Consider the following 25,896-nt stretch of genomic DNA (forward strand, 5'->3'; position numbering starts at 1 on the left):
TTATACGAGGGTTATCTGGCCAGGGGCCTGAAAACGACTCAAGCCCTGGTCATCATTGGCCGCAAGCTGGCGCGCATCGCCTTTTCGCTCATGAAAAACCTGAGCGAATACCAGTCAAAAGCGGTTTTGGGGGCTTCCCCAAAACCATAGAATCTCCCACATTTGAGGTGTGATGTGGCCACAATCTTCTGTTCGCTGAGTTCCCCCTGTGGGAGCGGGCTTGCCCGCGATGGCGGAGGGTCAAGTAAGGATGTGCCGACTGACCCACCGCCATCGCAGGCAAGCCAGCTCCCACATTTGAGGTGTGGTGTGGCCAAAATTTCTGCCCTCAATGAGATTCCTTTGTTGTGGTTCCCACAAGGAGACAAGCAATAGCCCAAGCGTGTACCGTTGCGGCCTTTGTGCCGCAGGCGCTGCGGTTGGGGACATTCACAGAGAGGCATCCATGCAGATCAGGGTTGAACGGGCCGCGACGGTGTGTGGTTTGGTCGCGATCATTTTATGGAGCACCGCCGCCGGGTTGATCCGCAGTGTCAGTGAGCTGTTCGGGCCACTGGGCGGTGCGGCGTTGATCTACACCTTGGGCGCCATCCTGCTGCTGGCCTGGTTGGGGCGGCCGCGCCTGCGTGCCACGTCCTGGCCTTATCTGATCATGGGCAGTGGTTTGTTTGTGGCCTACGAGGTTTGCCTGTCCCTGGCTCTGGGGTTTGCCAGCAACCGCAATCAGGCGATTGAGCTGGGGGTGGTGAACTACCTCTGGCCGTGCCTGACGGTGCTGCTGGCAATCGTCATGAATGGCCAAAGGGCGCGCTGGATCATCGTGCCAGGCTCGGCGCTGGCGCTGTTTGGCATTCTGTGGGTGGTCAGTGGCGATGGCCTGGCGCTCGCAACCATCGTCGCCAATGTGCAATCCAACCCCCTGAGTTACAGCCTGGCCCTGGGCTGCGCGATCACTTTCGCCTTGTATTGCAACGTCACGCGGCGCTATGCCGGCGGGCAAAACCTGGTGGTGCTGTTTTTCATCCTCACCGCCGCCGTGCTGTGGGTGAAATACGCCTTCAGTGCCGAAGTGCTGCCGGCCTTCAGCCTGGGCAACAGCCTGGAGTTGCTGGCCACCGGTGTGGCCATGGCGGGCGGCTATGCACTGTGGAACATCGGCATCCTGCGCGGCAACCTGACGTTACTGGCGACCGCGTCCTATGGCGCGCCGGTACTGTCCTCGGCCTTCGCCGCGCTGTGGCTGGGCGCCCACCTTACCCCGCAGTTCTGGCAAGGGGCGGTGCTGGTGACCGCCGGTTCGCTGGTGTGCTGGCACGCGACACGCGCGCAATCCTAGCGGCTGCGCCAGACCAGGGCCGGGATCACGCGGATATAGATCAGCTCACACACCAGTTCGATCAAGGTCTGGGTGATAACGGCAGCAGCGGCCAGGGCGCGGATATCTGCCGGCAGTGCCAGCGCCAGCGGCAGGACCACCAGTGAGTTGCGGGTTGCACTGCTGAACGTCACCGAACGCGCGGTGCTTGCCGGCAGACGAAAGACCCAGGCCGTGAGCGCCCCGACCATTGGCGCCAGTAGCATAAAGCCTAAGTAGACCGGCACCACCGGCAGCAACTGTTCGAGCTCCTGCGCGACAAACGCGATCTGCGAACCTATCACCACGATCAGCACCGCCGCCATGGCCGGCACCGGCATCCACGCCCAGGCGTCGTTCCAGCGTTCGACCAGGCGCGAGCGCCGGGCCCCGGCGCTGGTCAGTACCGCCAGCAGCAATGGCACCACGATCAGCAGCAAAAACGCCTCGACAAATGGGCCGATGGGGATTGCCACCGCCGCCTCTACGCCCGGCAGCAACGCCAGGTACAGCGGCAGCAGCGCCAACTGCAGCAACAGCAATACGGGGGTGGCGGCCAGCGTCAGCCGCGCATCGCCTTTGCCGATATGGGTAAACACCACTACGTAGTCGATGCACGGCGTGAGCAGCACCAGCAACGCGCCGATCAGCAGCGCCGGGCGCTCGCTCAAGCCACGGGTCAGGCCCCAGACCAGCAGGGGGATCAACACAAAGTTGGCAATCAGCAGTGCCGCCATAAAGCGTTTATTGGCGAGCCCCTGGCGCAACTGCAGAAACGGGATCTGCAGGAACATGGCGTACATCAGCACGGCAATTGTCGGGGTTACCAGGGCGCCAAGAGCCGGTGCGGCCTGTGGGGCGAGCAGACCGCCGAGCGCCGCGCCGATCACGGCGACGAGATAGACGGGGATCTGGTTGTGCTCAAGTTGTTCTCGGGTCACGGGGTGTCCTTGTCACGGGGGGCTGTTTGCGCCGTGCAGGGTAATCGAAACCACAGCCCGGCGCGCGGCCGCCATGTCCGCCCGCCGGATCGCCCCCGTGTAAGCCCAGCGCGCGCTGCAATGTCTGGCGCACAGGCAGGCCATCCAGTCTTTGGTCCGGTCTATTTTTGACTGAGTGCCGCTACCGAAAGCCCGGACGCGACGAAGGTCAGTCCGGCGCCCACATTCAGGCCATTGACCACTTTTGGCTTGCGCTGCAGCCATGTCGACAGGCGCGTCGCAAAAATCCCCATGAGCGCAAAGCCCAGGGCGGTCAATGCGGCGAACCAGGCGCCATAGACCATCATTTGCACGGTGACCGAACCCAATGACGGGTTGACGAATTGCGGAATGAACGCGAGCACAAACAGCCCAGGCTTAGGGTTCAGCGCCGCCGACAGGAAGCCGGTGAGGAAGATGTTTTTGAGCGGTTGCCGCGCCGCCGGTTTGAAGTTGATCAGGCTGCGCGAACGCAAGACCTTGATGCCCAGCCACAACAGGTAGCTGGCGCCGATGACTTTGACCACCCAGAAGGCCACGGCGGATGTCTGCATCAGCAGGGTCAAGCCCAGCGATGCGGTGGCCACGTGAAACAGAATCCCGGTACCCGACGCGATCCCCGAAATGGCGGCAGCCATACGCCCCTGGCTCAGGCCCCTGGCGATGGCCAGCAGATTGTCCGGCCCGGGGGAGAGCACCAGCAACAGGCAGGCGGCGGTATAGGTCAGCCAGATTTCCAGGGGGAACATAACGAGAGTCCTTTCGTCGAGGGGGGAGGGAGGCCATCGTGCTCCTGCGAGGCCTCCAAGATCAAGTCTGCTCCCACAGGTTTTTTGGAATTAGCGCCTTCTCAGGGCGTGGCGTAGTCGCCACGAATATGGTTCAACCCTCTCGACGCCGCGACATCACTGCGGCCCCAGATCTACGATTTTGTTTCGCTGCAGTTCTGCGTCAATCTGCTGATCAAACCGGTTCACTTTCTCCAATTGCACAGGGCTGAACTTTTCGTCGGGCAGGTCTGGCCTGAAATGAATGCTGACGGGCCACACATTTTTCGGTGGGGTTACATAGTCAGCGAAGTGAGGTGCGCCGATTGACACGCTGACGTTTTCAATACCCAGTGAATCGGCCAGTTTATGAAAGCTTTCGGCCGTCGGGAATACGTGTTCATTGGCTACGCTGACGCGCACAGTTTGCCTATTCGGCATACCTGGCTCGGGGGGCATGCGCAGCTCTTCAATCTGTGGTTGAGCATTGGCTGAGAGGGCCGCTGATGGCTGATATGGAGCGCTGTTGATCATGCTGGATTCCTAAGTGTTGTTGAGGGGATCAGGGGGTTGCCTGATCGCTCAACTCAGTGAGTGATTCAGCCATTTGGGTTCCGGTCAGAGAGTCATCAAGCAATACGGGGTGTTTAACGGGGAGGGGGCCTCAAGGGCGGCTTCCCCCAGACTCTTAGCCTGTACGAAATCATCTGATTGACGTCCCGGCCAGGCTTTCGGCGTGAGGGGCTGAAGGAGTGGATGGCGACGACACGAAAAGCCTCCGCGCAATAATTGGGTGCATTTGAACATTCACCGCATCTTGGTGGGGGGTGGTGATGTTCGGCCGTTTCCCCCAAAGCCGGTATTACCCACTGGAAGCCCAACCCAGTAAACTGCGGTCCGACGTCGCATCAGGGAGAAGACGGTATATGTACATTGGTGAACTGGCCAAGCTGACGGGATGCACGCCCAAAGCCATCCGTTTGTATGAACAACTGGGCCTGCTGACGCCGCAGCGCCGTGGCAGTTATCGGTTGTACACCGCCCATCACCTGAGGTTGGTGCAGATGATTCGCCGCGCCCAGGCGGTGGGGTTCAAACTGGCTGAATTGAGTGAGTTGCTGGCTGCCAAGCAACACCAGGCACCGTTCCCCCTGGCACTGGCCAATCAGGGCATCGAGGTCAAGCGCTTGGAGTTGCAGGCGCAGATCCTGGCCTTGCAGGATCGGCAGCAGCAGCTGACGCAGTTGCAACAACAGATCAACCAGCAATTCGCCCCCAGCCTCAGCGTGCCAACAAATGCGCAAATGCCTGGGTGAGGGCGTCATGCGGCGAGCGCGGCTGGTAGCCCAGTTCGTTGACCGCCTTGTCGATGCAGTAAACCTGACGCACGCCATAGAACATTTGCACCTGGCTGAGCAGCAAGTCAGCTGGCCGGCCGGTGTAGCGTGCCTGCTGCTCTTTCAGCCAGGCGATCAGCAATAGCAGGGGTTTGGGGGCGCGGCGCGGCAATGGGTAGCCTGGGCTAAGGGCGTTGAGGGCTTCGATCACCTGCGCCAGTGATGAGGCCTGCCGGTTGGCCAGTAGGTAGCGCTGGCCGGGCCTGCCGTTTTCCGCCGCGCGGATCAGCCCATCGGCCACGTCGCGCACATCGACAAAGTTGAAATGAAAATTCGGGTCCAGTACCAACTTGCGCGCCAGTACGGCTGCCAGAAACCCCATGGTGTCGGTAAGCCGCGTGGTATGCGGGCCGATGATTGCCGAGGGCAACACGCTGACCAGGGGCAGGTCATAGGCCCGGGCGGTTTCCCAGGCCGCGCGTTCAGAGAGGATTTTTGAGCGGTAGTAGGGGTTTTGCTGATCAGCGTTCCAGCTGGTTTCATCCAAAAACTGACCGTTGTGCCCGACGGCTGCCACGGAACTGACATACACCACCCGCCGAACCCCGGCCTCGGCGGCGGCACGCAGGACATTGCGTGAGCCTTGCACATTGACCTCGACGATCTCGGTCTGTGGATCCTTCGCCCAGTGCTTGAACACCGCCGCCACGTGGTACAGCACACCCACCCCTTGCAGGGCCTGGCGCAAGGATTGCGGATCTTGCAGCTCGGCGCGCACTAACTGGCAGTCGAGCCCTGCCAGGGCGGTGCTTCGCTCCGGGTCACGGACCCCGGCGCGCACCTGTTGCCCGCGGGCGAGCAGCGTCCGCACCAGGGTGTTGCCCAGATGCCCATTCGCACCGGTGACCAACGATAGCGTACTCATGGGTTGCCTTATCCGCTGACGGCGGAAACTGAAATAGATAAGGCAGGGTAGGGCTTGTCCCAAGGGACAGAGTCAAGCGCTGCCGTCAGCAAAAACCGCAATTTCGAGTGAACGGGTTCGCCCCTGGATTTCTTGTAGAATCCAACGCCGACTTATATTCATGGAGAGAACAGTGCGCATCTACATTACTGGCGCTTCGTGCGCAGGCGTCACGACGTTGGGGCAAGCCCTGGCTGCGTCGCTGGGCTTGATCCATGTGGATGTGGATGACTTTTACTGGCTGCCCACCCACCCACCGTTCACCACCAAGCGGCCACCCAATGAGCGCGTGTGTTTGATCAAGCAAGCGCTCGGTGACCAAGGCTGGGTGCTGACCGGCTCTTCTGATGGCTGGGGCGAAGCGCTTATGGTGCATGTGGACCTGATCGTGTTCGTGATAACGCCAACACCTGTGCGCCTCCAGCGGTTGGACCTGCGTGAAAAGCGCCTCTTTGGCGAGCGCATTGCCCCCGGGGGCGATATGCACGAGATACATGTCGCCTTTCGCGAATGGGCCTCGCAGTATGACGATCCGCGCTGTTCCGGGCGCAACCGCGCGCGGCATGAGGCGTGGATTTCCAGGCAGACGGTGCCGGTCTTGCGCATTGACGGGGAACACACTGCTGAGCAAATGGTTGCGCACGCCATGCAGGCGACGTTGCTATACCGATAAATCCCGTCTAGCACAGGAGTCGGCGGCGACGTCAGGCGTCACAGAGGACACCTAACCGCCATCACCAAGGCGAAAACCTGCAAGTAGGCTTAAATCAGTGGTAACGAACGCGTCGATGGGTTTTAAACGACAGCTATCAATACCTTGTTTTAGGCCATAACCGCAGAGGGCTTAGGGATGTCGATAAAACTTCGTCTGTTTTTGCTGATCGGCACCAGTGTGCTTACCGTGCTGGTCATCAGCCTGGTGAACTACCTGGGGAATGCGCGGATGGAGGCGGCGATGATTGACAGTGAGGTCAGCATGACCGCCCTGAGCAATCATCTGGAGGCCGACATGATGCACGACGCGCTGCGCGCCGATGTGCTGTCGGCAATGCTGGTGGGGCTGGGCAAAAGTGTCAGCAGTCGGGATGAAGTACTTGAAGCCGTCACCGACCATACCGCGCACTTTCGCGAGGCGCTGGGCAATAACGTGGCGCTGCCCCTCAACCCGACCCTCGAAGCCGCACTGAGTGACATCAAGCCCAGCCTCGACAATTACATCGCCCTGGGGGAGCGGATTGTCGGCGTGGCGATGAACGATCCGGTTGCGGCCCAACAAGAACTGGGCACCTTCAGCGACGCCTTCACCCAGTTGGAAGGCCGGATGGCCAGCCTCAGTGAACTGATCGAAAACAACTCCAAGGCCACTGGCGAGCAGACCCGTCAAACCGTGCGCAGCGCCAATTTTACCCTCGCGGTGGTGCTGGTGCTGTGCCTGCTGTTGCTGGTTGCCCAGGGCTACTGGGTCACCCGCAGCATCATGCGGCCGCTGCAACTGGCGCGGCAGATTGCCGAGAGCATTGCCCATGGCAACCTTAGCGAAGCGATTCCCGAACCCGCCAGCCGCGATGAGGCAAGCATGCTGATTCGCAGCCTTGCCGTTATGCAACATGACCTGCGCGGCATGATCGACGTGGTGCGCAGCAATGCCCAGGGCGTTACGCGCATGAGCCAACAACTGAGCAACGGATGCCATGAAGTGGCTGCCAGCAGTCAGCAGCAGAGTTCTGCAGCGGGGACCATGTCGGCCGCCACCAGCCAAATGACCGCCAGCATCGAAGAAATCACCCGGCATGCCGAGCACGCCCTGGAAATGGCCAACCAGGCGCAAACCCTGGCCAAAAACGGTGGGCAAGTTATTCACCAAGTCGTCAGCGACATGGACGCCATCGCTCGCTCGGCGCAACACTCGGCCCAGGTGATCCGCACCCTGGACAAGGAGTCCGAAGGCATCTACAGCATTATCCAGGTAATCAAGGGCATCGCCGACCAGACCAACCTGCTGGCCCTCAATGCCGCCATTGAAGCCGCCCGCGCCGGCGAGCAGGGGCGCGGCTTTGCCGTGGTGGCTGACGAAGTGCGCAGCCTGGCAGGGCGCACCAGCGCCTCCACCCAGGAAATCGCCAGCATGGTCACGCGTATCCAGCAAAGCACCCGCGAGGCTGTCACCAGCATGGAAGAAGGGGTGGCCCAGGTGGATAAAGGCATGGCCGTCACGGCCGATGTGGAGCGGGCGATCCGTGAGATTCTTGACGCGACGTTGAATACTACGCAGCTGGTTAACGACATTACCCGCACGATTGGTGAGCAGAGCCTGGCAAGTAATGAGATCGCGCATCAGGTCGAGATGATTGCCGGGATGTCGGAAGGCAATACACGGGTGATTGGCCAGACGGCCGGAACTACGGATGAGTTGTCGGCGCTGGCGGGGCAGTTGGCGCAGTCGGTGGGGCGGTTTCGACTTTGATGGGCTGAGACGCTCTGGGTCGGGGATTGGTGTCATGCGCCAGGAGTGGGCTGCAGAGCGGCTGTTTTCGAGGTGAAACGATCACTCTTTAGCCCATTTGCATGCAGGTCTCGCACAGAGCAAACTTGCGAGACCTTCCACTTTTCCGTAATACCAAATGTCTGACATGTTGCTAAGTCCTGTCTTACCCGGCGTTATGCTCAGGCGATGGCGCCTGTTACACCGGGTCAAACAATCCCATGCCGCGGAGCTGTTTAACGTCACTCAATCGACTATCTCTCGCTGGGAGAGTGGCGTACTCGAGTTGGATCCTCTCGCGCACAAAAAGCTTGAGCAATTGCTGGCCGCTCGTCTCACCACCGCGGCGGATAAAGCGCTGGGACGAATGGTGCGGGAAAGCTCGCGTCCTGTTCATCTCATGTGTGATTTGACGCACCGTCTGCTTGCTTGTTCTCCTTCGCGCGCCGCCCAGTTCACGAGTCCGGTCAGTGAACTGCTGGGTCGCTCGCTATGGCGCTTCGCTACGCCCAATATCATCAGCACCGAGCTCGCCCTGGATAAATTGGGCTGGCGGGAAGCCTTTGCACCCCCCGCGCTGGAGTTTCTGACGGGTGACAATAATTCGTCTATCGTTCCGATCAGCCAAAGCCTGTGTCGTTGGACGCGTATGCCCCTATGCGACGGAACAACAGCGCGCTTGGTCGAGTCGCTCTGACGGCATCGCCCTGCATATTTTATGCGTGGACGCTGAACATCTTGAGATTTAGTCTGGCGTGAACAAGGTGAGCGGTATTCGGTTCGCCGACTGAATCAGAGGTTTTCATGGACATCGAAAAAATCAAAGGGCGCCTCGAATTTCTACGCGAGGCGGAAAAGCTCAAAGACGTGCTTAGAAGCGCGCACACCTCTTGCGGGCGCACCGAAAGCACGGCGGAGCATAGCTGGCGCCTTTGCCTGATGGCCATTGTCTTTGGGGACTACCTGACTGATCTCGATCGGCTGAAAATGCTCAAGATGTGTGTTATCCACGACTTGGGGGAGGCCATTAACGGAGATGTTCCCGCCGTCAATCAAGATTCGTTTCCCAACAAGAGCGAGCAAGAGAGAAACGATCTCCTGCTCTTGACCAGTGCCCTGGATGAACCGTTAAAGGCCGAGATACTGGCGCTTTGGGATGACTATGAAAATGCTTCGTCGCCAGAGGCCGTAGCCGTCAAGGCGCTGGATAAGTTGGAGACGATGCTGCAGCACAACCAAGGCAAGAACCCAACGGGCTTCGATTACGAATTCAATCTTGCCTATGGCAAAAAATACACAGATGCCGCGCCGTTGTTTGAGGTGCTGCGCACTATCATCGACCAGGACACCAAAGAACACATACTGGCGAATTCTAAAAATCACTAAGTGGGTGCCGATTCGGGATGTGACTGAGGAGTCCCCTGAGTAGATCTCAAGTACCGATAAAGTGTCTGGCGACTGATTTCAAAGTCGCGCGCTAGTTTAGATTTACTATCTCCAGCGCCGGCGCGGTCAATTAAGCTTATTACCAGATTGTTGGACGGTTTTTTCTTGCGGCCTCTGTAAACCCCATGCATCTTTGCGCCAGCAATTCCTAAATCCCGAAAGCCGACAGGTGACGGTCATCACCATTGGGCGCACACCGCTAACAACGCCAAATATCAAGCATCCCACCAGGTTCAGTGATGCGTTGCAGGTGGCCATGTCACAAAGTGGTTGAAGCGGTGTAGAGAACAACAAAGCCTCGATCTTCGAAGTGGCCTCCGACGGGGCCGAGGCGAGGTATTTGATGAAAGGATTGGTAGAAATGTTTGCATTCGATTTTTTGGGGGGCTACGACGCCTATCGCTACTTACAACCTGAAGGCTATGATCTGTTGCTCAAAAGTAGGGCCAAGGGTCGAGGCGACAATATCTCGATGACCATCGGCATACTCTACAAGGCCATGAGGGCCCAACGCTGGAACACTTAGGAGTCTGAAGGACTCTCGATGTGCAAAGCGAGCATCTATAAGGACAAAACGTGGATGTACTGATGGGGTTGCTGGCTGCCTTGCTCTGGGGCGGTACAGATTTTTTAGTGGGCCTAAACGCTCGCGCAGTCGGCGTCAAACGCGCCGTGTTTTTCGGTCAGACGATGGGTTTTGCCATCATGAGCATGCTGCTGATCGTGTTCCCGACCTTCATTCTTAAATCCATGGCAGCACCATTCGATATTTGGCTCATCGGCATCGCCGCTGCCGTTTTGACTGTGTTCGGCGCCTTGGCCCTGTCCAAAGCGTTCGCACTTGGCAAAGCTTCTATCGTTGCGCCGCTGGTGACGTCCTACGGTGTGGTTACGACATTGCTGTCATGGGCTGGCGGTGAGCAGATCAGTCTAATCCAGTTGCTGTGCATCGCCTTGTGCGTGCTCGGAGTAATTCTCTCCAGCATTCACTCTGACTCGAAAGTGCCACACACCACGCAGGCCAGTAGTTCAATTTCCTTTGCGTTACTGGCGGCTGTGTTCTTCGGCACCAGTTTTTGGTTGCAGGGGCATTTCGTTCTCCCCGTCCTCGGACCAGTGACCATGCTTTGGCTGGCATATCTGGTCGGGCTGATTGTAATGTTCGTTATGGTTTTGAAGATCAAGGAAGGGTTGAAATTTCCGCCTTTAAAAAACTGCATGGCGCTAACGGGCGTGAGCCTGATGAACCTAGGTGGTTTTTCGGCGTTCGCTTATGGAGCGGTGTCGGGATCAGTTTCGGTGGTGACAGTAATCAGCACATTGTCGGGCGGTATCGCGGCAATTTTGGGTTATGTGTTTTTCAAGGAACGACTGGGAAAGGTGCAGGTGCTGGGCGTTGTTCTGGTACTGGGCGGTGCATTTGTGCTGCACCTGAAAACCTGATATCTGCGCTCAAAAAAAGTAAGCGTATATCCAACACACGTTCACATGACCGACGGTGTGTGGTTCAGCCCGTCGACGGCATCCTGTATTTGCCGTACCCGATCTGTAACGGATGGCCAAGAGATAAGCGCAGTGCGTCTTCGCCGCACCGAATACGGCAACCACTCTGGCCGATGCTGGCGACTAGCCGATTCGACCCGAAGTGAGGTATCTGTAGTTGCTTCGACGCTTTTGTATGAGCATCATCAGGGTTCGACAAGGAGACGTCCCCTATGCCCAAACCCGTGCTTCATCTGATCTCAGGCAAGATTGCATCCGGCAAATCAACGCTGGCCAAAAGTTTGGCAGCCGAACAGTCGGCGATTCTGCTGAGTGAGGATCATTGGCTGTCACGGCTTTACCCTAATCAGATCAAGTCAGTAACCGATTACGTGCGCCTGTCGCGCCAGATTAGAGAGGTGGTGGGCCCGCTCGTCGTCGATGTGCTGAATACTGGCGTGACAGTGGTCTTGGATTTTCCCGCCAACACCCCTGAAGATCGACAATGGTTGCGCGGCCTCGCTGACTCAGCCGGGGTTGCCCATTGTGTCCACTACCTTGAGGTGGACGATGAGACCTGTCGAGGCAGGTTGCATATCCGCAACCGCCGCGCCGACCATGAGTTTGCGGCGACAGATGCTGAGTTCGATCTGATCACTAGCTACTTTCGGGCCCCGGACGAGGATGAAGGACTCCAGATTAAAATCCACCGTCTTTGACGGGTAGCGGCGCCTAGGGACGGCATCCTCCGGGGATGGCTCACATCCTCCTCACACCGCCGCTGCCGCCACCGCCCTCGACCGCCAGGCAAACCCCAGCACCATCAACAACCCCAGGCCCGCCATTGCGGCTCCAGCCAGGGAAATCGCCGGATAACCCAACCCGGCGTTGATCACCGCGCCGCCCAGTGCCGCACCAATCGCGTTGCCGAAGTTGAAGGCGCCGATGTTCACCGCCGAGGCCAGGTTGGGGGCGTCCTTGGCGGCTTCCATCACGCGCATCTGCAGCGGCGGTACCAGGGCGAAGCTGGCGATGCCCCATATCAGGATGGCCACGGCAGCTGGCAACGGCCAGCGCATCAGTACGGTGAACGCCAGCAAGACGGCAATCAGCACGCTCAACGATACGATCAGGGTGCGATCTATCGAGCGGTCGGCAGCCTTGCCACCCCACATGTTGCCCAGTGTCAGCCCCACGCCGAACAGCACCAGCATCGCGGTGATGTAGGCGGTGGATGCGTGGGTCTCGCTGCTGAGGATCGGCGCGATGTAGGTGAAGACGGTAAACATGGCACCCGAGCCGACGACGGTGAGGGCCAACGCACCCAGCACCGGGCCACGGCCCAGTACGCGAATTTCGGCCATTACTCCCACGCTTGGCGGCGCCTTCAGGTTGGGCAGGGCGAACCACAACGCGGCCATGGCCACCACGCCGAGGCCGGTAATGCCCCAGAACGCGGTGCGCCAACCGAACAGTTCGCCAAACCAGGCAGCCAGCGGCACACCGCCGATGGTCGCCAGGGTGAGGCCCATAAACATTGCCGCCACCGCGCCGGCGCGTTTCTCTGGGGCGACCACGCTGGCGGCGACGATGGAGCCCACGCCAAAAAACGCGCCGTGGTTCAGTGAGGTCACCACCCTGGCGACCATAAGGCTGTAGTAATCGGTCGCCAGGGCTGACATCAGATTGCCCAGGGTGAAAATCGCCATAAGCCCTATCAGCAGGTAGCGCCGGGGAATCCTGCCGGTGGTCAGGGTCATCAGTGGCGCGCCGAGCAGTACGCCCAGGGCGTAAGCGCTCACCAACAGGCCCGCAGCAGGAATCGAAACGCCGAGGTCCGCCGCAATGCTCGGCAACATGCCCATGGGGGCGAACTCGGTAACGCCGATGCCAAAGGCACCCATGGCGAGTGCAACGAGGGGTGGATTGATACGCATGAAAGGCTCCTTATCTATGCCGCCAATGCTACGATCCAGCCTTCTGAGGCGGTAGATAGCATTTTTGGCAATCACCTTTGCGCAAGAGGCACAAATGGACTTCAACGGCAGATCCGGTGAAATGCTTGTGTTCGCCAGCGTGGCGCAGGAGGGCAGCCTCTCGGCGGCCGCCCGTGCATTGGGGCTGACACCCTCGGCGGTCAGCCGGATCATCGCGCGTACCGAACTACGCCTTGGCACCCGGCTGCTGTTGCGCACCACTCGCGCGATCATCTTCACCGCCGAGGGCGAGGCGTTCCTGCGCGGTGCCCGACGTATCCTGGCGGACATGAACGAGATGGAAGAGGCCATCGCCGACCAGGGCGTGCCCAGGGGCCGATTACGGGTCAGCGCCGCCCTTGGCCATGGGCGGCAGACCATCGTTCCCTTGGTGGCGGCATTCAGCGCGCAGTACCCGAACATCGTCGTCGACCTCAACCTTGGCGACGAAGTGGTCGACATTCTTGGCGGCCAAGCTGACGTAGCAATACGCTTTGGCCATCTGCCCGACAGCCCGCTGACCGCACGCAGGCTCGGCGACACCGGTGAGGTCGTGGTGGCATCGCCCGAGTATCTACAGCGCCACGGCACCCCCCAGGAACCGGAAGACCTGCTCCGGCACAACTGCCTGGGTTTCAACTTCCGGCGTGCCGAGCCCAACTGGCCGTTCATCCGCGACGGGAAAGAATTTTCCCTGAAGGTCAGCGGCAACATCGAATGCAGCAGCGGTGAAGCGCTGGCACAACTTGCGCGAGTCGGTGCCGGCATTGCGCGTATCGGCGAGTTCACCGTAAACGAGGATCTGCAGCGCGGCGACCTGATACCACTGCTGCAAGCCTGGAACCCCGGCGACCGGGAACCGATTCATGCGGTGTTCGTAGGCGGCTCGGCAATGCCTGCGCGGGTGCGGTTGTTTGTGGACTTTTTGCTGGAACATCATCGGATCTAGGCGGTGGTGGCAGATCAGCTTTCCGGGGGAGGGGGCGCGGAGGGCAAGTCGTGACAAACGCGGTAGTGTGGTCTGCCTGATGGGAGAGGGGCTGCTTGCGGCCGATTCTGTTGAAAAAATCGGTTTTCCTAAGACACTCGAATATTGATGGATGAAAACACGTCTGTTGCACGCCGCTACGTGAAATCCAAGTCCTGAGCCTTCTGCCAGAAATTCAGTTTCAATCTCAGGCGCGTACTTTTTTGCAGTGGAATTCGAAGCCGACTGTCTCAACAGAACCGGCCGATTGCGGCCTCTCATGATGGACTGCAACCGGCCGAAGCGGCCGATCACACCCAGACCGTTGACCGGGGTTGACCTCCTCGTCATATCATAGGGTGCATGTCCCAATTCATTCCCATGAGGTCCCAGGATGGCGCTCATATTAAGGCAAGCCTGCGTTGCCGATATTCCTTCGATATACAGGGGCGAGCAGGACTACATACGGCGTTGGGAACCTGATCACGAAGATGCATGGCGGCTACAGTTGGAGCGACACCTTACCCGTTGGGTAGAGAACTTTGATCGATTGACGGTAGCAATAAAAGATAACCAGTTCGCTGGGTACTCGTTATGGGTCCCAGAGCAGGATTGCGCGGAGCTTTGCACAATCAACGTCAGTCAGATCTGCAGGCGAAACGGTATTGGACGAACACTGCTGGACGCCTATGCAGCCACAGCAAAGCAAAGGGGTTTCACCCGTCTGAGCTTAAGCGTGCATCCTGATAACCCAGCTGGGCTCATGTATGAGCGAGCAGGTTTCATCTGTATGGGGACAGGTTCACATGGCTACCTTCGATACGAGCGGCCTAGCTGAATCATCGCAGACTTTCTGCTTCAATTCTAAAGCGGTTGAACGACTGCTTCTGGCTGATTGTGTTGAAAAAAGTCGACGTTGGTATGCTTAACCCCTCTCATCGACTTGTTCTGGATAGGGGCTCATGTTGACTGGCTTGAATCGCCTTACGTTGGCGACTGCGAACCTTCCTCACAGTATCGAATTTTATGTGGGGCTACTCGGCTTTAGGCTGGCTGCTCGCTGGGAAACGGGGGCCTATCTTACCCTTGGCGATCTCTGGCTTTGTTTGTCTTTCGATGAGAACTGTGCCTCAGAAAAGCATCCTGATTACACTCACTATGCGTTTTCGGTGGGGCAGGACGATTTTGAAAATTTAACTATTTGCTTGCGGTTACGGAACGTTATCGAGTGGAAAACCAATTCGAGCGAGGGTGACTCGTTTTATTTCTCAGACCCCGACGGGCACCGACTGGAAGTGCATGTCGGAAGTCTGGCTTCGCGGCTTGAGCAATGTCGGCGCTATCCATACGCAGGTATGCAGTTCTTTGACTGACAGTTTTCGATCGATTTATTGAACAAGTAGCTCTCCTACCGGGCTCGCAGCAAAACATTCGCATCGGCCAGCGGGAGAGTAAGCAGCATGATGGGACAGTTATTGAGTGGGCAGGATCGACTGTCTTACTCGTTCAACCTTGAAGATCACATCCCAGCAAATCATCTTCTGCGCAGCATTGATCGGTGTCTCGATCTGGGCGGCCAGCGCCATTATCTCACCGAGTTCTATAGCCCATTGGGCGCCCTTCAATTGATCCTGAACTGATGATCCGCATGCTGATCGTGGGTTACTGCTATGGCATTAGTGAATCGCCCCGTAACCTCATATTAGTGCTGAGCCGCGTTTACATTCGAGGCTTTCACCTAAGCCACGGATCATCTCCATCAAGGCCTTCACCCTCATTGGCAAATTTCCGGCCGGGTATACCGCGTGCATCTGTGGGCTCTCACCGCTGCTGGAGGTGAGCTTGTACTCAGGACAAACCCGAAACAGGCGTCCCGCATCCACTTCGGGCTCCGCCATCCAATCTGCCAAGCGGGCGATCCCGACGCCCGCCAGGGCTGCCTGGAATACCGCCAGGCCGGAGCTGAAACGAAATTTTGGATGCACCCGAAAGCTGATGGCCTGCTCTTCACTGCGAAAATTCCACTCCTTGAGAATCCGTGGCGCCGTATGCAGGATCAGCGAATGCGACTCCAGTGCCTCGATGGAGTCGGGCATGCCGTTGCGCTCCAGGTAGTCGGGGCTGGCATACAGATAACGTGAGTAACTCCAGAGCGCAAAGCCGATCAAGTCGCTGGATTGTGGGAAGGCACCGCGAATCGAGAAGTCCAGCTTGCTCTTGGCCGGGTCGATGATCTCATCGGTGAAAATCACATCGATGTTAACGTCCGGATAACGCTCGCAGTACTGTGCGATCAACCGGGGCAATACCCCGTGTCCGAGAACCTCGGGGGCGGAAAAACGGATCCAGCCAGAGGCCAGGCCGCTGAGACCGGCCAGGTCTTCATCCACCTCACGTTGCAGATCGAGCATTTTGTGCGCGTGGGGCAATAAGCATTCACCCGCTTCGGTCAAGGTCACGGCATTGGACGAGCGATGGAACAACTTGAGCCCCACACTTTCCTCCAGGGCTTGAACGGCACGGGTCAGTGCGCTGGGGGAGCGCCCCAGAGTCCGTGCCGCGGCGACGAAGCTGCGCTTGCGAGCCACGGTCGCGAAGGCTTCAAGTTCCCCCAACATATTCAACGCCACTCTCCACCTCATTGCATTTTTCACAACGCGACATTGCAACACAAAAAAGGTCCTTCCGTTAACCTTCCCGTTCAACCCACAAGGATGGGGCAAACAGGAGTGCAAGGACGTGTCGAAGCTGGAAGAAGTAATCGGGAAAGCCGCAGCGGGTGTTGATGAAGTAATTCATGAATGGCAGGAACAAAATTCAGTGACGTCGACCCGACGGGAGATACCGCAAATTCATCTGTCGCTCGAAGAACAACGCACACTTCAGGCCGGTCTGGCATCGCTGGACGTGACCGATAGCGCCTCGGGTATCCGCCACATGCCGGTCCTGGGGTTGTTGCTGGAAAGTGTCCTGTGCACCGAGAAAATCCAGCAGTTGCGCAATTTTCCACAGGCCCCTGAAGTGGCGATGATCATCAGGGGGCTGCCGCTGGACCCGCAACTGCCCGCCACGCCCTATGACCTGGAGCCGGGTATCGAGAACGTGCCGACGCTGGTCGGGGCTATTTTGTCCGTGCTGCAAACTCTGCAAACCCATCCGCTGGCGTACGACGGTGAGAGCAACGACACAGTGTTCCGTCACGTATCGCCCAAGCATAAGCGAGAGACCGAAAAGAGCTCCTATGGCTCGCGCGCGGATCTGGACATGCATGTCGACAACCCTCACTTGCCTTTGACCTGCGAGCCCGTCTCGCAGTTGTCGGCCTGTCCGGAGTACCTGTCCCTGACCGGCCTGCGCTGCGAGCTCGACGTGCCGACGCGCATCGTCGCAATTGACGAGGTGCTGGCCATTCTGCCGGCCTGCGTCGAAGAAGAATTGTCACGACCGAACTTCACCGTTCGCCGACCGGCCTCCTTCGGCAAGCAGGGGAATGTGCTGGAAAACGTCCCCTTGCTGTACAGAAGCGCAAACGATGGCCTGTATTGCCGCTACAACAAAGCGAGTGTCGAAACGACCTGCGCCAATGCGCAGTTTGCCCTCCAGCTGTTCGCCGCCGCCGCCAATCATCCCGATGTCGTGCACCACATACTGCTGCAACCAGGGGACATGCTGGTCTTCAAGAACCAGCAAACCCTGCATGCCCGGGATGGTTTTACACCCCGTTACGACGGCCGTGATCGCTGGATGTTGCGTGTCTTCGGGGTCAATGATCCGGCACGCGTGGTGCCGCTGGACCCTCATCAACCCTACATAGTCAGAGCCTGATTTCATGGTCGATATTGTCATTCTTTGCGTGTTCGCCTTCGCCGCCGGCCTGATCGACGCGGCGGTGGGCGGCGGCGGACTGATCCAGATTCCCGCGCTGTTCAACGTGCTACCCAGCGCTCAACCGGCGGCGTTGCTGGGTACCAATAAGGTTGCGGCCGCCTGCGGCACGGCATTCGCGGCTCGGTCCTTCGTGCGCAAGGTGGTGATTGACTGGGGGCTTGTGATCCCCGCGGCCTGCGCGGCTTTTGTCATGGCCTTCTTTGGAGCCGCCACGGTGTCGTTCGTACCCCAGTCGATGATCCGGCCGGCGGTGCTGGTGTTGATTGTACTGATGGCGATCTACACCTTCTGGAAAAAAGATTTCGGCGCCCTGCACAAACCCATGCGTATCGGTACCAAGGAAAAACTGCTGGCGATCGTCATCGGCGGTGCCATCGGTTTCTACGATGGTCTGTTCGGCCCCGGCACTGGCAGCTTCCTGATCTTCCTGTTTATCCGCTGCTTCGCCTTCGACTTTCTTCATGCCTCGGCATCGGCCAAGCTAGTGAACATCGCGACCAACGTAGCGGCACTGATGTTCTTCATTCCGACGGGTAACGTGCTCTACCTGATCGCAATCCCCATGGCGGCATTCAACATTCTGGGCGCGCTCACTGGCACCTGGCTGGCGGTTCATAAAGGCGTGCCCTTTGTCCGGGCTCTATTCCTGGTGTTGCTGGTGATTCTGATCAGCAAACTGTCCTACGACCTGCTCCTGTAAACCAGAGGAAACTCCATGCATCCCATGTTCGATCGCCTCGTGGCACTACTCGATGCCCGCTCAGCCTCCTACCGGGTGCTGATGCACGATGCCGAGGGCCAGTCGGCACGCGTCGCCGAAATCCGTGGCACCGAGCCCGGCCAGGGCGCGAAGGCCATGCTTTGCTCCCTCAAGGGGCAGGCCGGACCCTATGCACTGGTGATACTGCCGGGCGACCAGAAGCTGGACATGAAGAAAGTCGGAGCGGCCCTGGGTGGGAAAAAAGCCGAGCTGGTGAAGGCCGAAACCGCCATGGACCTGACCGGGTGCCGGATCGGCGCCATCCCTCCTTTTGTTTTCGATGAGCGGATTCAATTGATCGTCGATCCGGCCTTGACCACAGGCTACGCTGAAATAGCCTTCAACGCGGGGCGGCTGGATGCGTCGATGGTGCTCGATACGCAGGATTATCTGGCGATTGCCATGCCTCGATTGCTGGATATCAGCCAGGCCTGAGCAGACGTTTTCACAACGCCGCAAAAAAGAAAAAGGGGACGGATCTATATCAAGGCCTATGGCTTTCACCCAGCCTTTGCCGATACGAGTGTATTGAAGAGTGGATAGAGGGGCTGAGGTATGCAGGCCACGAGAGCTAACCGTGTTTGCTCAGTGATCTCAAACTGCACTGGCCGCTGCATTGCCAACTTCGTCGGCGTTGGGTCGATTTTTAGCTTGCTGAAGCGTTTCATCAAGTTTATAAAAATGGCACAACTCCAAGAAAGGCTGCCGCCATGACCCCGCTCAAACTCTTTGTTGCCCTCAGCGCACTGTCCGCTGCCTCCCACGCCATGGCTTGGGATTACGTTCTGCTCGACACCGACAAAGCTGCCCAGAACTGGCAGATCACCAGTCAGCAACTCGGACTAAAAACCGACAAACCCTTCAGCGTTACCCTGCGCACCTTGCACGGCGGTCGGCAGGAGGGCGTCAGCATCGTCGACATCGATAACGGCACGATGAAACTCTCGGTAGTGCCGACTCGCGGAATGAACGTCTTGCAGGCCTCGGTCGGCAATGTGCGCATGGGCTGGGATTCGCCGGTCAAGGAAGTGGTCAATCCGTCCTTCATCGAGCTCAATGGCCGCGGTGGTCTGGGCTGGTTGGAAGGTTTCAATGAGCTGGTCACCCGCTGCGGATACGAATGGGTCGGCCACCCAGGCATCGACAACGGCGAACTGCTGACCCTGCACGGTCGGGCCGCCAACATTCCTGCGAACAAAGTCACCCTGCATATCGATGAAAAACCACCGTACGCCATCACCCTACGTGGCGAACTGAAAGAGCAGGCGTTCAAGAAGGTCGATTTCTCGGTCGCGACCGAACTGGTCACCGAACCCGGCAGCGTCGTGTTCACCCTCAACGACACCCTGACTAACAACGGCGACTATCCGAAGGAATACCAGGCGCTGTATCACAGCAACTTCAGCACCCCGTTCCTGGAGCAGGGCGCTCGTTTTGCCGCGCCGGTGAAACAGGTGTCGCCGTTCAACGACAAGGCCAAGGGCGATCTGCCCGACTGGCAAACCTACCGCGCACCGACCAGGGACTACGACGAAACGGTTTACAACGTGGTGCCGTATGCCGATGCCAAGGGTGACACGTTGACCGTGTTGCACAACAAGGCCGGCAGCCTGGGCGTTTCGGTCGGCTTCAACACCCAGACACTGCCCGTGTTTCCCTGTGGAAAAACACCGATACCCAAGGCCAGGGCTATGTCACGGGGCTGGAGCCGGGGACAAGTTTTTCCTACAACCGCCGTTATCAGCGGCCACTGAACCTGGTACCGACAATTGGGCCCAAGGAACACAAGCAGTTCCGCATCAGCTACAGCTTGTTGGCGGATAAGGCGGCGGTGGATAAGGCCTTGAAGCAGGTGAGGGCGATTCAGGATGGGCGGGAGACTGAGGTGCGGCAGACGCCGTTGGTTGATCTGAGCAAGGGGTGAGACCGGCTGGAGCATTGTCGGCCGATATTGCAGCCCCTCGGCCAAGTGTTTGCGTCTGATCCCGTCGATTTGTTCAAGGTCCGTAAGCGAGCGCGCGACCTTGAGCAGTCGATGGGCTGCTCGTAACGATTTGGTCACTGTCGGCTCTTGGCCGAATGCTGCCCCTCATGACCGGCAGCGATCGGCCAAAAGCAGGCAGTCATAGACGACCGCTTTCGACCCAGAGTGTGTAAAAACGCTTCGCCAAAATTGAAGTGTGCGCGTCTACGTTAAATCTGAAATTTATCGGCACGTCTGCAGATGTGGATTTCGCGTAGAAACGCGATTTCCAGTCCGGTTTTGAGCACCTGGCGCGCTCAAAAACGTTTTTACACAGCCTCGGCCCAAAGCGGACGCTCGAAGCAATTCGACCACAGGGTAGGATTTGTATGCGGGCGCGGAACTCAGTAGCCAAACCCGCTAAACAGAACAATCAGCGTTTCCATGGCATGTCGTAATCGAGTGATTGTGAAGTTAGGACGACGTTCTGCTGATCTGCAGAAACCCTCAATCCGCTTCCGGAACTTTTTCTTCAAATAATGTCAATTTGATGGCGCACTCTGGTGTTTATTGAAACAGGATCACCCAGCGCCAGGCTGTTTCCTGGCAAGCCAAAGGAAGTGATAAATGAAACTGATTCTCGCGATGTTGTTGATGTTCAGCGGTTACGCGTTTGCCGGTTGCAACAGCATCAATGATATGGACAAGCGGGCCTATTGCAGTGCCAAACAGAGTGGTCGCGGCAGCGATTGCAATAGCATCAATAATATGGACTTGCGTGCGCAATGCAGCGGAGAGGTGGGAGGTGGTTCTTGCAATGGCATCAATGATATGGACCAGCGAGCTTATTGCGCTGCCAGGCAGAGCGGCCGCGGTAGCGATTGCAATAGCATCAATAATATGGACTTGCGTGCGCAGTGCAGCGGAGAGGTGGGAGGTGGTTCTTGCAATGGCATCAATGATATGGACCAGCGAGCCTATTGCAGTGCTAAGCAGAGCGGCCGCAGCAGCGATTGCAATGGAATCAATGATCTTGGTTTGCGCGCCCAGTGTCAGTCCGAAGGGCGCTGATTGGGTGTTTCGGTGACTGTCCCCTATTGGCCGATAGTTACCCATTACGAAGGACCGCAATCGTCCGATTTTGTTGAAAAAGTCGACCTCGTATTGGCACCGAAGTCGAATTGACCCAGTTCCCGAGATATTGCTGACCCGGTCTGACGCCTCGAAAACCATTGCCCTTAATGGATTTGTACCGATAAGGAGGTGGGTTAGTCATGCGTCAGCACATGGGTCAATTCTGTGTTGGCATTCATAGAGAAACTATTGCTGGTAACCAGCATTGTCTGCGTGAACGCCCGCAGCGATAGGTGGCGTTGACGAAATTTATGGGGTAAAGATGGGGCTTCAATTAGCAATGATCTGAAGGAGACAGCATGCTTATCCGACGTTCATCCATCGCCGCCGCGCTCGCGTGTTCATTCTTATCCTGTACCGCGTTTGCTACGGATTTGGCCCCCCAGTTGCTGAAAAAAGCCGAGGCCGAACAAAAATCCTATCTTGCCACCGTCAAAGAGCTGGTGGACATTGATACCGGAACCGGCCATGGGCTCGGCCTGAAAACTGTCAGCGCGATGTTAGTTGAGCGGCTCAAGGGGTTGGGTGCTGAAGTCACCACGACACCTGCGACCCCCTCCGCGGGCGATAACATCGTGGGCACGCTCAAAGGCACTGGCAGCAAGAACTTTCTGCTGATGGTCCACTACGACACGGTGTTCGGGCCAGGTACAGCGGCGAAACGCCCGTTCAAGCTCGACGGCGAGCGCGCCTATGGTCCCGGTGTTGCTGACGCCAAAGGTGGCGTCGCGATGATTCTGCATTCATTGCAGATACTGCAGGATCAGAAGTTCAAGGATTTCGGTACCCTAACAGTGCTGTTCAATCCCGATGAAGAAACCGGCTCTGCGGGTTCGAAAAAAATCATCGCCGAGCTCGCTCGCAAGCAGGACTATGTGTTCTCGTACGAGCCACCGGACAGGGACGCGGTAACCGTCGCTACCAACGGCATAAACGGCGTGTTTCTCGACGTGAAGGGCAAGTCTTCGCATGCTGGTTCTGCCCCTGAAGCCGGGCACAATGCGGCCATGGAGCTCGCGCACCAGATGTTGCAACTCAAGGACCTTGGCGATCCGGCCAAAGGCACCACGGTCAACTGGACGTTGATAAAAGGCGGAGAGAAACGCAACATCATTCCTTCCAGCGCCTCGGCCGAGGCAGATATGCGTTACGCCGATCTGAGTGAAACTGACCGCGTACTCGCCGACGCCCAACGCATCGCTGCGAATAAACTCATCGATGGCACTGAAGTGACATTGCGCCTGGAAAAGGGTCGCCCACCGCTGGCCAAGAATCCGGGCTCCGAACAACTGGCGAAAGCCGCACAAGCGCTTTACAAAAAAATAGGCCGCAACATTGAGCCTATCGCCATGCGCTTTGGCACCGATGCGGGCTACGCATATATGCCAGGGAGCGCGAAACCGGCTGTGCTGGAGACGATGGGTGTCGTCGGTGCCGGATTGCACGCCGATGACGAATACATCGAGCTGTCGAGCATTGCTCCGAGGCTTTACCTTACGGTGGCACTGATCACCCAGCTGTCCGGCACTGACGTAGCACCGTAACTACGACGGTTTCCGCAGCCACAGGCGACAAAATGCTTGTGGCCGGTCGGGAAGCTCCGTTTTTGGCAAAGACGAATGCCCAACGACCTACCAGAGTGCGATGTCGTAGGTGAGGTAGAGGCGGTTGCTGTCACGGCCCCGGGAGAACTCGGAGCGGTAGACGTAGTTGCGCATGCGCATGCCCAGGCCCTTGAACGTGCCGGTTTGCACAACATAGGCCAGCTCGGCGTCACGCTCCCATTCCTTGACCGTGCTCGTGGACTTGCCGTCATTGCCACTCAGGTAGCGCGTGGAGAAGGTCAGGCCCGGCACGCCAGCGGCGGCGAAGTTGTAGCCGTAGTTGAGCATCCAGGTGTTCTCATCTTCCTCGATGAACTTGCCGATACCGGCGTTGCTGAACGAGTACACGGTGGCGCCGCTGATGTAGGGCAAACCGGCATCGCCGCGCAGGGTCTGGTAGCCGCCGCCGAACGTATGGCCTGCGATCGCGTAGGACAATTGGCCGCTGAGCATGTCATTGTCGATTTTGCCGGCGTAGGCCGAGCCGCCATCAACGCTGTTGAAGTAACGCAGGTCGCCGGTCAGCACGCCTCCGGCCAACGGCAGGTCGTGCTGGATGCCGGCGAAATTCTGTCGGTAAAAGTTTTCCAGTTCACCGTAGAAATAGCTCAGCCGGGTGTTCTTGCCCCATTTGTATTCAGCACCGGCGTAGTTGAAATCCCCTGATTTTTCGCCGCTGTAGCCATCCGGCACAATCGGTACGCTGTCGCTGGAGTCGCGTAATTTGAAACGGTCCAGGAGCCCACCGGTGACGGTCAGGTTCTCGATGTCGTTGCTGCTGACCTGGGTGCCCTGGTAGGTCTGGGGCAGCAAGCGTGCGTCGTTGTAAATCAGCACCGGCGTCTTGGGCAGCAAGGTGCCGTACTTGACGATGGTTTTGGCGAACCTGGCTTTTGCGGTGGCACCGGCACTGGCAAATTCACCGGCTGCGCGGCCGTCATCGTGAACCGGCAGAAGCCCCGTGCCGCTGCGCCCGCGGCCTGAGTCGAGTTTCACGCCATAGAGCCCCAGGGCATCCATGCCCAGGCCGAAGGTGCCGGCGGTGAACCCGGACTGATAGTCCAGCAGGAATCCCTGGGCCCACTCGGTGCGCTCGCTTTTGGCCGTTCTCGCGGCGCGTGCGCTCATGCCGTGCTCATCGCGAAAGTTCTCGTTGAAATACACATTGCGCAGTTGCAGCTTGAGTTTGCTGTCGTCAATAAAGCCTTCGGCATTGGCACCGGCGAGGGGGACCAGGCCGAACGCGCAAAAAAGGGCCCGACGGGAATACATAGGGTTCATGGCAAACGTCTCGTTGTTGTTATTCGGGGTGCAGGGCAACACGCGCCCCGTGAGCGAGGCGCGTTGAACGGCAGCAGGAAGATGATTCAGGTAAACAGGCTGATGGCCCCAGTCAGCAAGGCCAGGGCGGTAACGACCAGGGAGGTCAGCACCGCCCATTTGACGGTGGCTTTCTGGAAGTCGCCGATGTCACGGTCGACCATGCCCACCAGCAACAGGGTCGAGGCGACCAGTGGGCTCATCAGGTGCACCGGTTGCCCGAGGATCGAGGCCCGCGCGATTTCCACCGGGTCGATGCCGTATGCCGCGGCGGCATTGGCCAGGATCGGTACCACGCCAAAGTAGTAGGCGTCGTTGGACAGCACGAAGGTCAGCGGCATGCTGGTGATCGCAACCACCAGCGGGAACAGGTGGCCCCAGGAGGGTGGGATCCAGTCGACCAGGGTCTGCGCCAGGGCGTCGACCATCTTGGTGCCGGAAAAAATCCCGGCAAAGATCCCTGCGGCAAATACCAGCAGCACCACCGTCATGGCATTGCCCGAGTGCGCCAGGATGCGTTCTTTCTGAATGTCCAATTGCGGATAGTTGATCATCAGCGCGAGCACAAAGCCGATCAGGAACAGGATCGCCGAATGCATCAGGCCCAGCACCAGGGCGACCATCACCGCAATCACCAGCACCAGGTTGACGTAGGCCAGCTTCGGACGCTTGTGAGGGGTGTCCTCAAGAATCGCGTTGATGTAGCAATCGCCGCCGCCGCTTTGCAGTTGCACGTTGCCGATACGCTTGCGCTCGGCTCGCCCCAGTAGGAAGGCGGTGAAGACCACCCACATGGCGCCGCCGATCATGGTCGGCAGCAACGGCACGAAGTATTCCCCGGCATCCAGGCCCAGCGCGGCGATGGCCCGTGTCGCGGGGCCGCCCCAAGGGGTCATGCCGCTCATGATGCTCAACGACAGCATGGCGATGGTCGCCAGGATCATCGGGTTCATGCCGATGCGTTTATACAGCGGCAACATCGCCGCGCAGGTAATCATGTAGGTGGTGGTGCCGTCGCCGTCGAGCGCGACCAGCAAGGACAGCAGGGCCGTGCCCACCGCGATTTTCATCGGGTCGCCATTGACGCGCTTGAGGATCTTGCGGATCAGCGGGTCGAACAACCCCGCGTCGATCATCAGGCCAAAGAACAGGATGGCAAACAGCAGCAACGCGGCAGACGGTGCAACCATTTTCAGGCCGTCGAGCATCATTTTGCCGGTGGTGCCGCCGAAACCGCCAATCACGGCGAAGACGATAGGCACCACGGTGAGCGCGACGATTGGCGACAAGCGCTTGGTCATGATGAGGAAGGTGAATACGACCACCATGGCCAAGCCAAGGAAAGCGAGCATAGGACGATTCTCTTGTTGTTATCGTAAGAATGGCTGACGCCGAGGCGCACGAGCCCTGACCCGCCGGGCGGCACAATGGCGCCTGGCGGGGAGGGGGGCAGTCAAGTCAGGTGTTTGCGG

At 58.5% G+C, this 25,896-nt stretch carries 25 protein-coding genes and 6 pseudogenes; 20 read left to right on the forward strand and 11 right to left on the reverse strand.

Annotation, left to right across the window (positions count from 1 at the left end; translation table 11 throughout):
- Nucleotides 1–445: 445 nt before the first annotated feature.
- The gene (gene yddG / locus JFT44_RS10780) at nt 446–1,336 is read left to right on the forward strand and encodes an aromatic amino acid DMT transporter YddG (RefSeq protein ID WP_057438397.1); all 891 of its coding nucleotides are present in this window, start codon (nt 446–448) and stop codon (nt 1,334–1,336) included.
- On the opposite strand, the gene JFT44_RS10785 is transcribed toward yddG, so the two are convergent.
- From JFT44_RS10785 to JFT44_RS10795, 3 genes are all read right to left on the reverse strand, one after another.
- Nucleotides 1,333–2,295 carry an arsenic resistance protein gene (locus JFT44_RS10785; protein WP_198817402.1) on the reverse strand — a complete coding sequence of 321 codons (963 nt, stop codon included), beginning with the start codon at nt 2,293–2,295 and terminating at the stop codon, nt 1,333–1,335. The two genes, yddG and JFT44_RS10785, sit on opposite strands and share 4 nt — an antisense overlap.
- Before the next feature lie 161 nt (nt 2,296–2,456).
- A complete protein-coding gene (locus JFT44_RS10790; protein ID WP_057438400.1) occupies nt 2,457–3,083 on the reverse strand; it encodes a LysE family translocator in 627 nt (208 codons plus the stop codon).
- Between the two features lie 156 nt (nt 3,084–3,239).
- On the reverse strand, nt 3,240–3,635 hold the full coding sequence (locus JFT44_RS10795) for a hypothetical protein (protein WP_057959733.1): 396 nt from the start codon (nt 3,633–3,635) through the stop codon (nt 3,240–3,242).
- 392 nt (nt 3,636–4,027) lie between these two features.
- Here JFT44_RS10795 and JFT44_RS10800 point away from each other — a divergent pair, with 392 nt between their 5' ends.
- Nucleotides 4,028–4,417, forward strand: a complete 390-nt coding sequence (locus JFT44_RS10800) for a MerR family transcriptional regulator (RefSeq protein ID WP_120732971.1) — start codon at nt 4,028–4,030, stop codon at nt 4,415–4,417.
- On the opposite strand, the gene JFT44_RS10805 is transcribed toward JFT44_RS10800, so the two are convergent.
- A complete protein-coding gene (locus tag JFT44_RS10805) occupies nt 4,383–5,363 on the reverse strand; it encodes an NAD-dependent epimerase/dehydratase family protein (protein WP_169990097.1) in 981 nt (326 codons plus the stop codon). The two genes, JFT44_RS10800 and JFT44_RS10805, sit on opposite strands and share 35 nt — an antisense overlap.
- A gap of 172 nt (nt 5,364–5,535) precedes the next feature.
- Between JFT44_RS10805 and JFT44_RS10810 the strand changes: the two genes are divergently transcribed.
- From JFT44_RS10810 to JFT44_RS10825, 5 genes and pseudogenes are all read left to right on the forward strand, one after another.
- A complete protein-coding gene (locus JFT44_RS10810; protein WP_128593670.1) occupies nt 5,536–6,075 on the forward strand; it encodes an adenylate kinase in 540 nt (179 codons plus the stop codon).
- A gap of 648 nt (nt 6,076–6,723) precedes the next feature.
- Nucleotides 6,724–7,008: pseudogene (locus tag JFT44_RS29115) on the forward strand (HAMP domain-containing protein); the annotation flags it as partial.
- Between the two features lie 132 nt (nt 7,009–7,140).
- Nucleotides 7,141–7,866, forward strand: coding sequence for a methyl-accepting chemotaxis protein (locus tag JFT44_RS29120; RefSeq protein ID WP_374068045.1), 726 nt, complete (start codon nt 7,141–7,143; stop codon nt 7,864–7,866).
- A 157-nt stretch (nt 7,867–8,023) separates the two neighbouring features.
- Nucleotides 8,024–8,581 carry a helix-turn-helix transcriptional regulator gene (locus JFT44_RS10820; protein ID WP_057959728.1) on the forward strand — a complete coding sequence of 186 codons (558 nt, stop codon included), beginning with the start codon at nt 8,024–8,026 and terminating at the stop codon, nt 8,579–8,581.
- Nucleotides 8,582–8,688: 107 nt separating this feature from the next.
- A complete protein-coding gene (locus tag JFT44_RS10825) occupies nt 8,689–9,270 on the forward strand; it encodes an HD family hydrolase (protein WP_198799236.1) in 582 nt (193 codons plus the stop codon).
- Here JFT44_RS10825 and JFT44_RS10830 read toward each other — a convergent pair.
- Nucleotides 9,267–9,461, reverse strand: coding sequence for a helix-turn-helix domain-containing protein (locus JFT44_RS10830; RefSeq protein WP_233098329.1), 195 nt, complete (start codon nt 9,459–9,461; stop codon nt 9,267–9,269). The genes JFT44_RS10825 and JFT44_RS10830 overlap by 4 nt on opposite strands.
- Nucleotides 9,462–9,673: 212 nt before the next feature.
- Between JFT44_RS10830 and JFT44_RS10835 the strand changes: the two genes are divergently transcribed.
- The 3 genes and pseudogenes from JFT44_RS10835 to JFT44_RS10845 form a co-directional block, all read left to right on the forward strand.
- Nucleotides 9,674–9,856: a hypothetical protein gene (locus tag JFT44_RS10835; protein WP_198830627.1), complete on the forward strand. Its 183-nt coding sequence runs from the start codon at nt 9,674–9,676 to the stop codon at nt 9,854–9,856.
- Between the two features lie 62 nt (nt 9,857–9,918).
- Nucleotides 9,919–10,773 (forward strand): EamA family transporter, encoded by an 855-nt coding sequence (locus tag JFT44_RS10840; RefSeq protein ID WP_128593695.1) that lies wholly within the window; start codon nt 9,919–9,921, stop codon nt 10,771–10,773.
- Nucleotides 10,774–11,042: 269 nt separating this feature from the next.
- Nucleotides 11,043–11,531: pseudogene (locus tag JFT44_RS10845) on the forward strand (AAA family ATPase); the annotation flags it as partial.
- A 51-nt stretch (nt 11,532–11,582) separates the two neighbouring features.
- Here JFT44_RS10845 and JFT44_RS10850 read toward each other — a convergent pair.
- Nucleotides 11,583–12,749, reverse strand: coding sequence for an MFS transporter (locus JFT44_RS10850; protein ID WP_198799238.1), 1,167 nt, complete (start codon nt 12,747–12,749; stop codon nt 11,583–11,585).
- A 94-nt stretch (nt 12,750–12,843) separates the two neighbouring features.
- On the opposite strand from JFT44_RS10850, the gene JFT44_RS10855 reads away from it, so the two are divergent.
- The 4 genes and pseudogenes from JFT44_RS10855 to JFT44_RS10870 all read left to right on the forward strand — a co-directional run.
- On the forward strand, nt 12,844–13,737 hold the full coding sequence (locus tag JFT44_RS10855) for a LysR substrate-binding domain-containing protein (RefSeq protein ID WP_057959722.1): 894 nt from the start codon (nt 12,844–12,846) through the stop codon (nt 13,735–13,737).
- 412 nt (nt 13,738–14,149) lie between these two features.
- On the forward strand, nt 14,150–14,593 hold the full coding sequence (locus tag JFT44_RS10860; protein WP_198830628.1) for a GNAT family N-acetyltransferase: 444 nt from the start codon (nt 14,150–14,152) through the stop codon (nt 14,591–14,593).
- A gap of 124 nt (nt 14,594–14,717) precedes the next feature.
- A complete protein-coding gene (locus tag JFT44_RS10865) occupies nt 14,718–15,128 on the forward strand; it encodes a VOC family protein (RefSeq protein WP_198830629.1) in 411 nt (136 codons plus the stop codon).
- 87 nt (nt 15,129–15,215) lie between these two features.
- A pseudogene (locus JFT44_RS10870) lies at nt 15,216–15,448 on the forward strand (transposase); the annotation flags it as partial.
- Between the two features lie 4 nt (nt 15,449–15,452).
- On the opposite strand, the gene JFT44_RS10875 reads toward JFT44_RS10870, so the two are convergent.
- Entirely contained in the window at nt 15,453–16,385 is a 933-nt protein-coding gene (locus JFT44_RS10875) for a LysR family transcriptional regulator (RefSeq protein WP_198830630.1), read from the reverse strand.
- Between the two features lie 109 nt (nt 16,386–16,494).
- Here JFT44_RS10875 and JFT44_RS10880 point away from each other — a divergent pair, with 109 nt between their 5' ends.
- The 3 genes from JFT44_RS10880 to JFT44_RS10890 are packed head-to-tail and all read left to right on the forward strand — an operon-like array spanning nt 16,495 to nt 18,838.
- Nucleotides 16,495–17,580: a TauD/TfdA family dioxygenase gene (locus tag JFT44_RS10880; RefSeq protein WP_198830631.1), complete on the forward strand. Its 1,086-nt coding sequence runs from the start codon at nt 16,495–16,497 to the stop codon at nt 17,578–17,580.
- A 4-nt stretch (nt 17,581–17,584) separates the two neighbouring features.
- The gene (locus JFT44_RS10885; RefSeq protein ID WP_032859412.1) at nt 17,585–18,343 is read left to right on the forward strand and encodes a TSUP family transporter; all 759 of its coding nucleotides are present in this window, start codon (nt 17,585–17,587) and stop codon (nt 18,341–18,343) included.
- A 15-nt stretch (nt 18,344–18,358) separates the two neighbouring features.
- The gene (locus JFT44_RS10890; RefSeq protein WP_081044254.1) at nt 18,359–18,838 is read left to right on the forward strand and encodes a YbaK/prolyl-tRNA synthetase associated domain-containing protein; all 480 of its coding nucleotides are present in this window, start codon (nt 18,359–18,361) and stop codon (nt 18,836–18,838) included.
- A 48-nt stretch (nt 18,839–18,886) separates the two neighbouring features.
- Here the strand turns inward: JFT44_RS10890 and JFT44_RS28980 are convergent.
- Nucleotides 18,887–19,014 (reverse strand): annotated as a pseudogene (locus JFT44_RS28980) (integrase); the annotation flags it as partial.
- Between the two features lie 99 nt (nt 19,015–19,113).
- Between JFT44_RS28980 and JFT44_RS10895 the strand changes: the two are divergent.
- A pseudogene (locus tag JFT44_RS10895) lies at nt 19,114–20,327 on the forward strand (aldose 1-epimerase family protein).
- Between the two features lie 21 nt (nt 20,328–20,348).
- Here the strand turns inward: JFT44_RS10895 and JFT44_RS10900 are convergent.
- Nucleotides 20,349–20,456: pseudogene (locus tag JFT44_RS10900) on the reverse strand (hypothetical protein); the annotation flags it as partial.
- 537 nt (nt 20,457–20,993) lie between these two features.
- On the opposite strand from JFT44_RS10900, the gene JFT44_RS28640 reads away from it, so the two are divergent.
- Together JFT44_RS28640 and JFT44_RS10910 are read left to right on the forward strand one after the other, a co-directional pair.
- Nucleotides 20,994–21,437, forward strand: a complete 444-nt coding sequence (locus JFT44_RS28640; RefSeq protein WP_233098331.1) for a hypothetical protein — start codon at nt 20,994–20,996, stop codon at nt 21,435–21,437.
- A gap of 362 nt (nt 21,438–21,799) precedes the next feature.
- Nucleotides 21,800–23,044: a M20/M25/M40 family metallo-hydrolase gene (locus tag JFT44_RS10910; RefSeq protein WP_198830632.1), complete on the forward strand. Its 1,245-nt coding sequence runs from the start codon at nt 21,800–21,802 to the stop codon at nt 23,042–23,044.
- A gap of 87 nt (nt 23,045–23,131) precedes the next feature.
- Here JFT44_RS10910 and JFT44_RS10915 read toward each other — a convergent pair whose 3' ends face one another.
- The gene (locus tag JFT44_RS10915) at nt 23,132–24,385 is read right to left on the reverse strand and encodes an OprD family porin (RefSeq protein WP_198830633.1); all 1,254 of its coding nucleotides are present in this window, start codon (nt 24,383–24,385) and stop codon (nt 23,132–23,134) included.
- Between the two features lie 86 nt (nt 24,386–24,471).
- A complete protein-coding gene (locus tag JFT44_RS10920) occupies nt 24,472–25,776 on the reverse strand; it encodes a CitMHS family transporter (protein ID WP_057959717.1) in 1,305 nt (434 codons plus the stop codon).
- Nucleotides 25,777–25,896 lie beyond the last annotated feature (120 nt).

The organism is Pseudomonas sp. MF5691, assembly GCF_016405645.1.
Taxonomy (GTDB): domain Bacteria; phylum Pseudomonadota; class Gammaproteobacteria; order Pseudomonadales; family Pseudomonadaceae; genus Aquipseudomonas; species Aquipseudomonas shahriarae.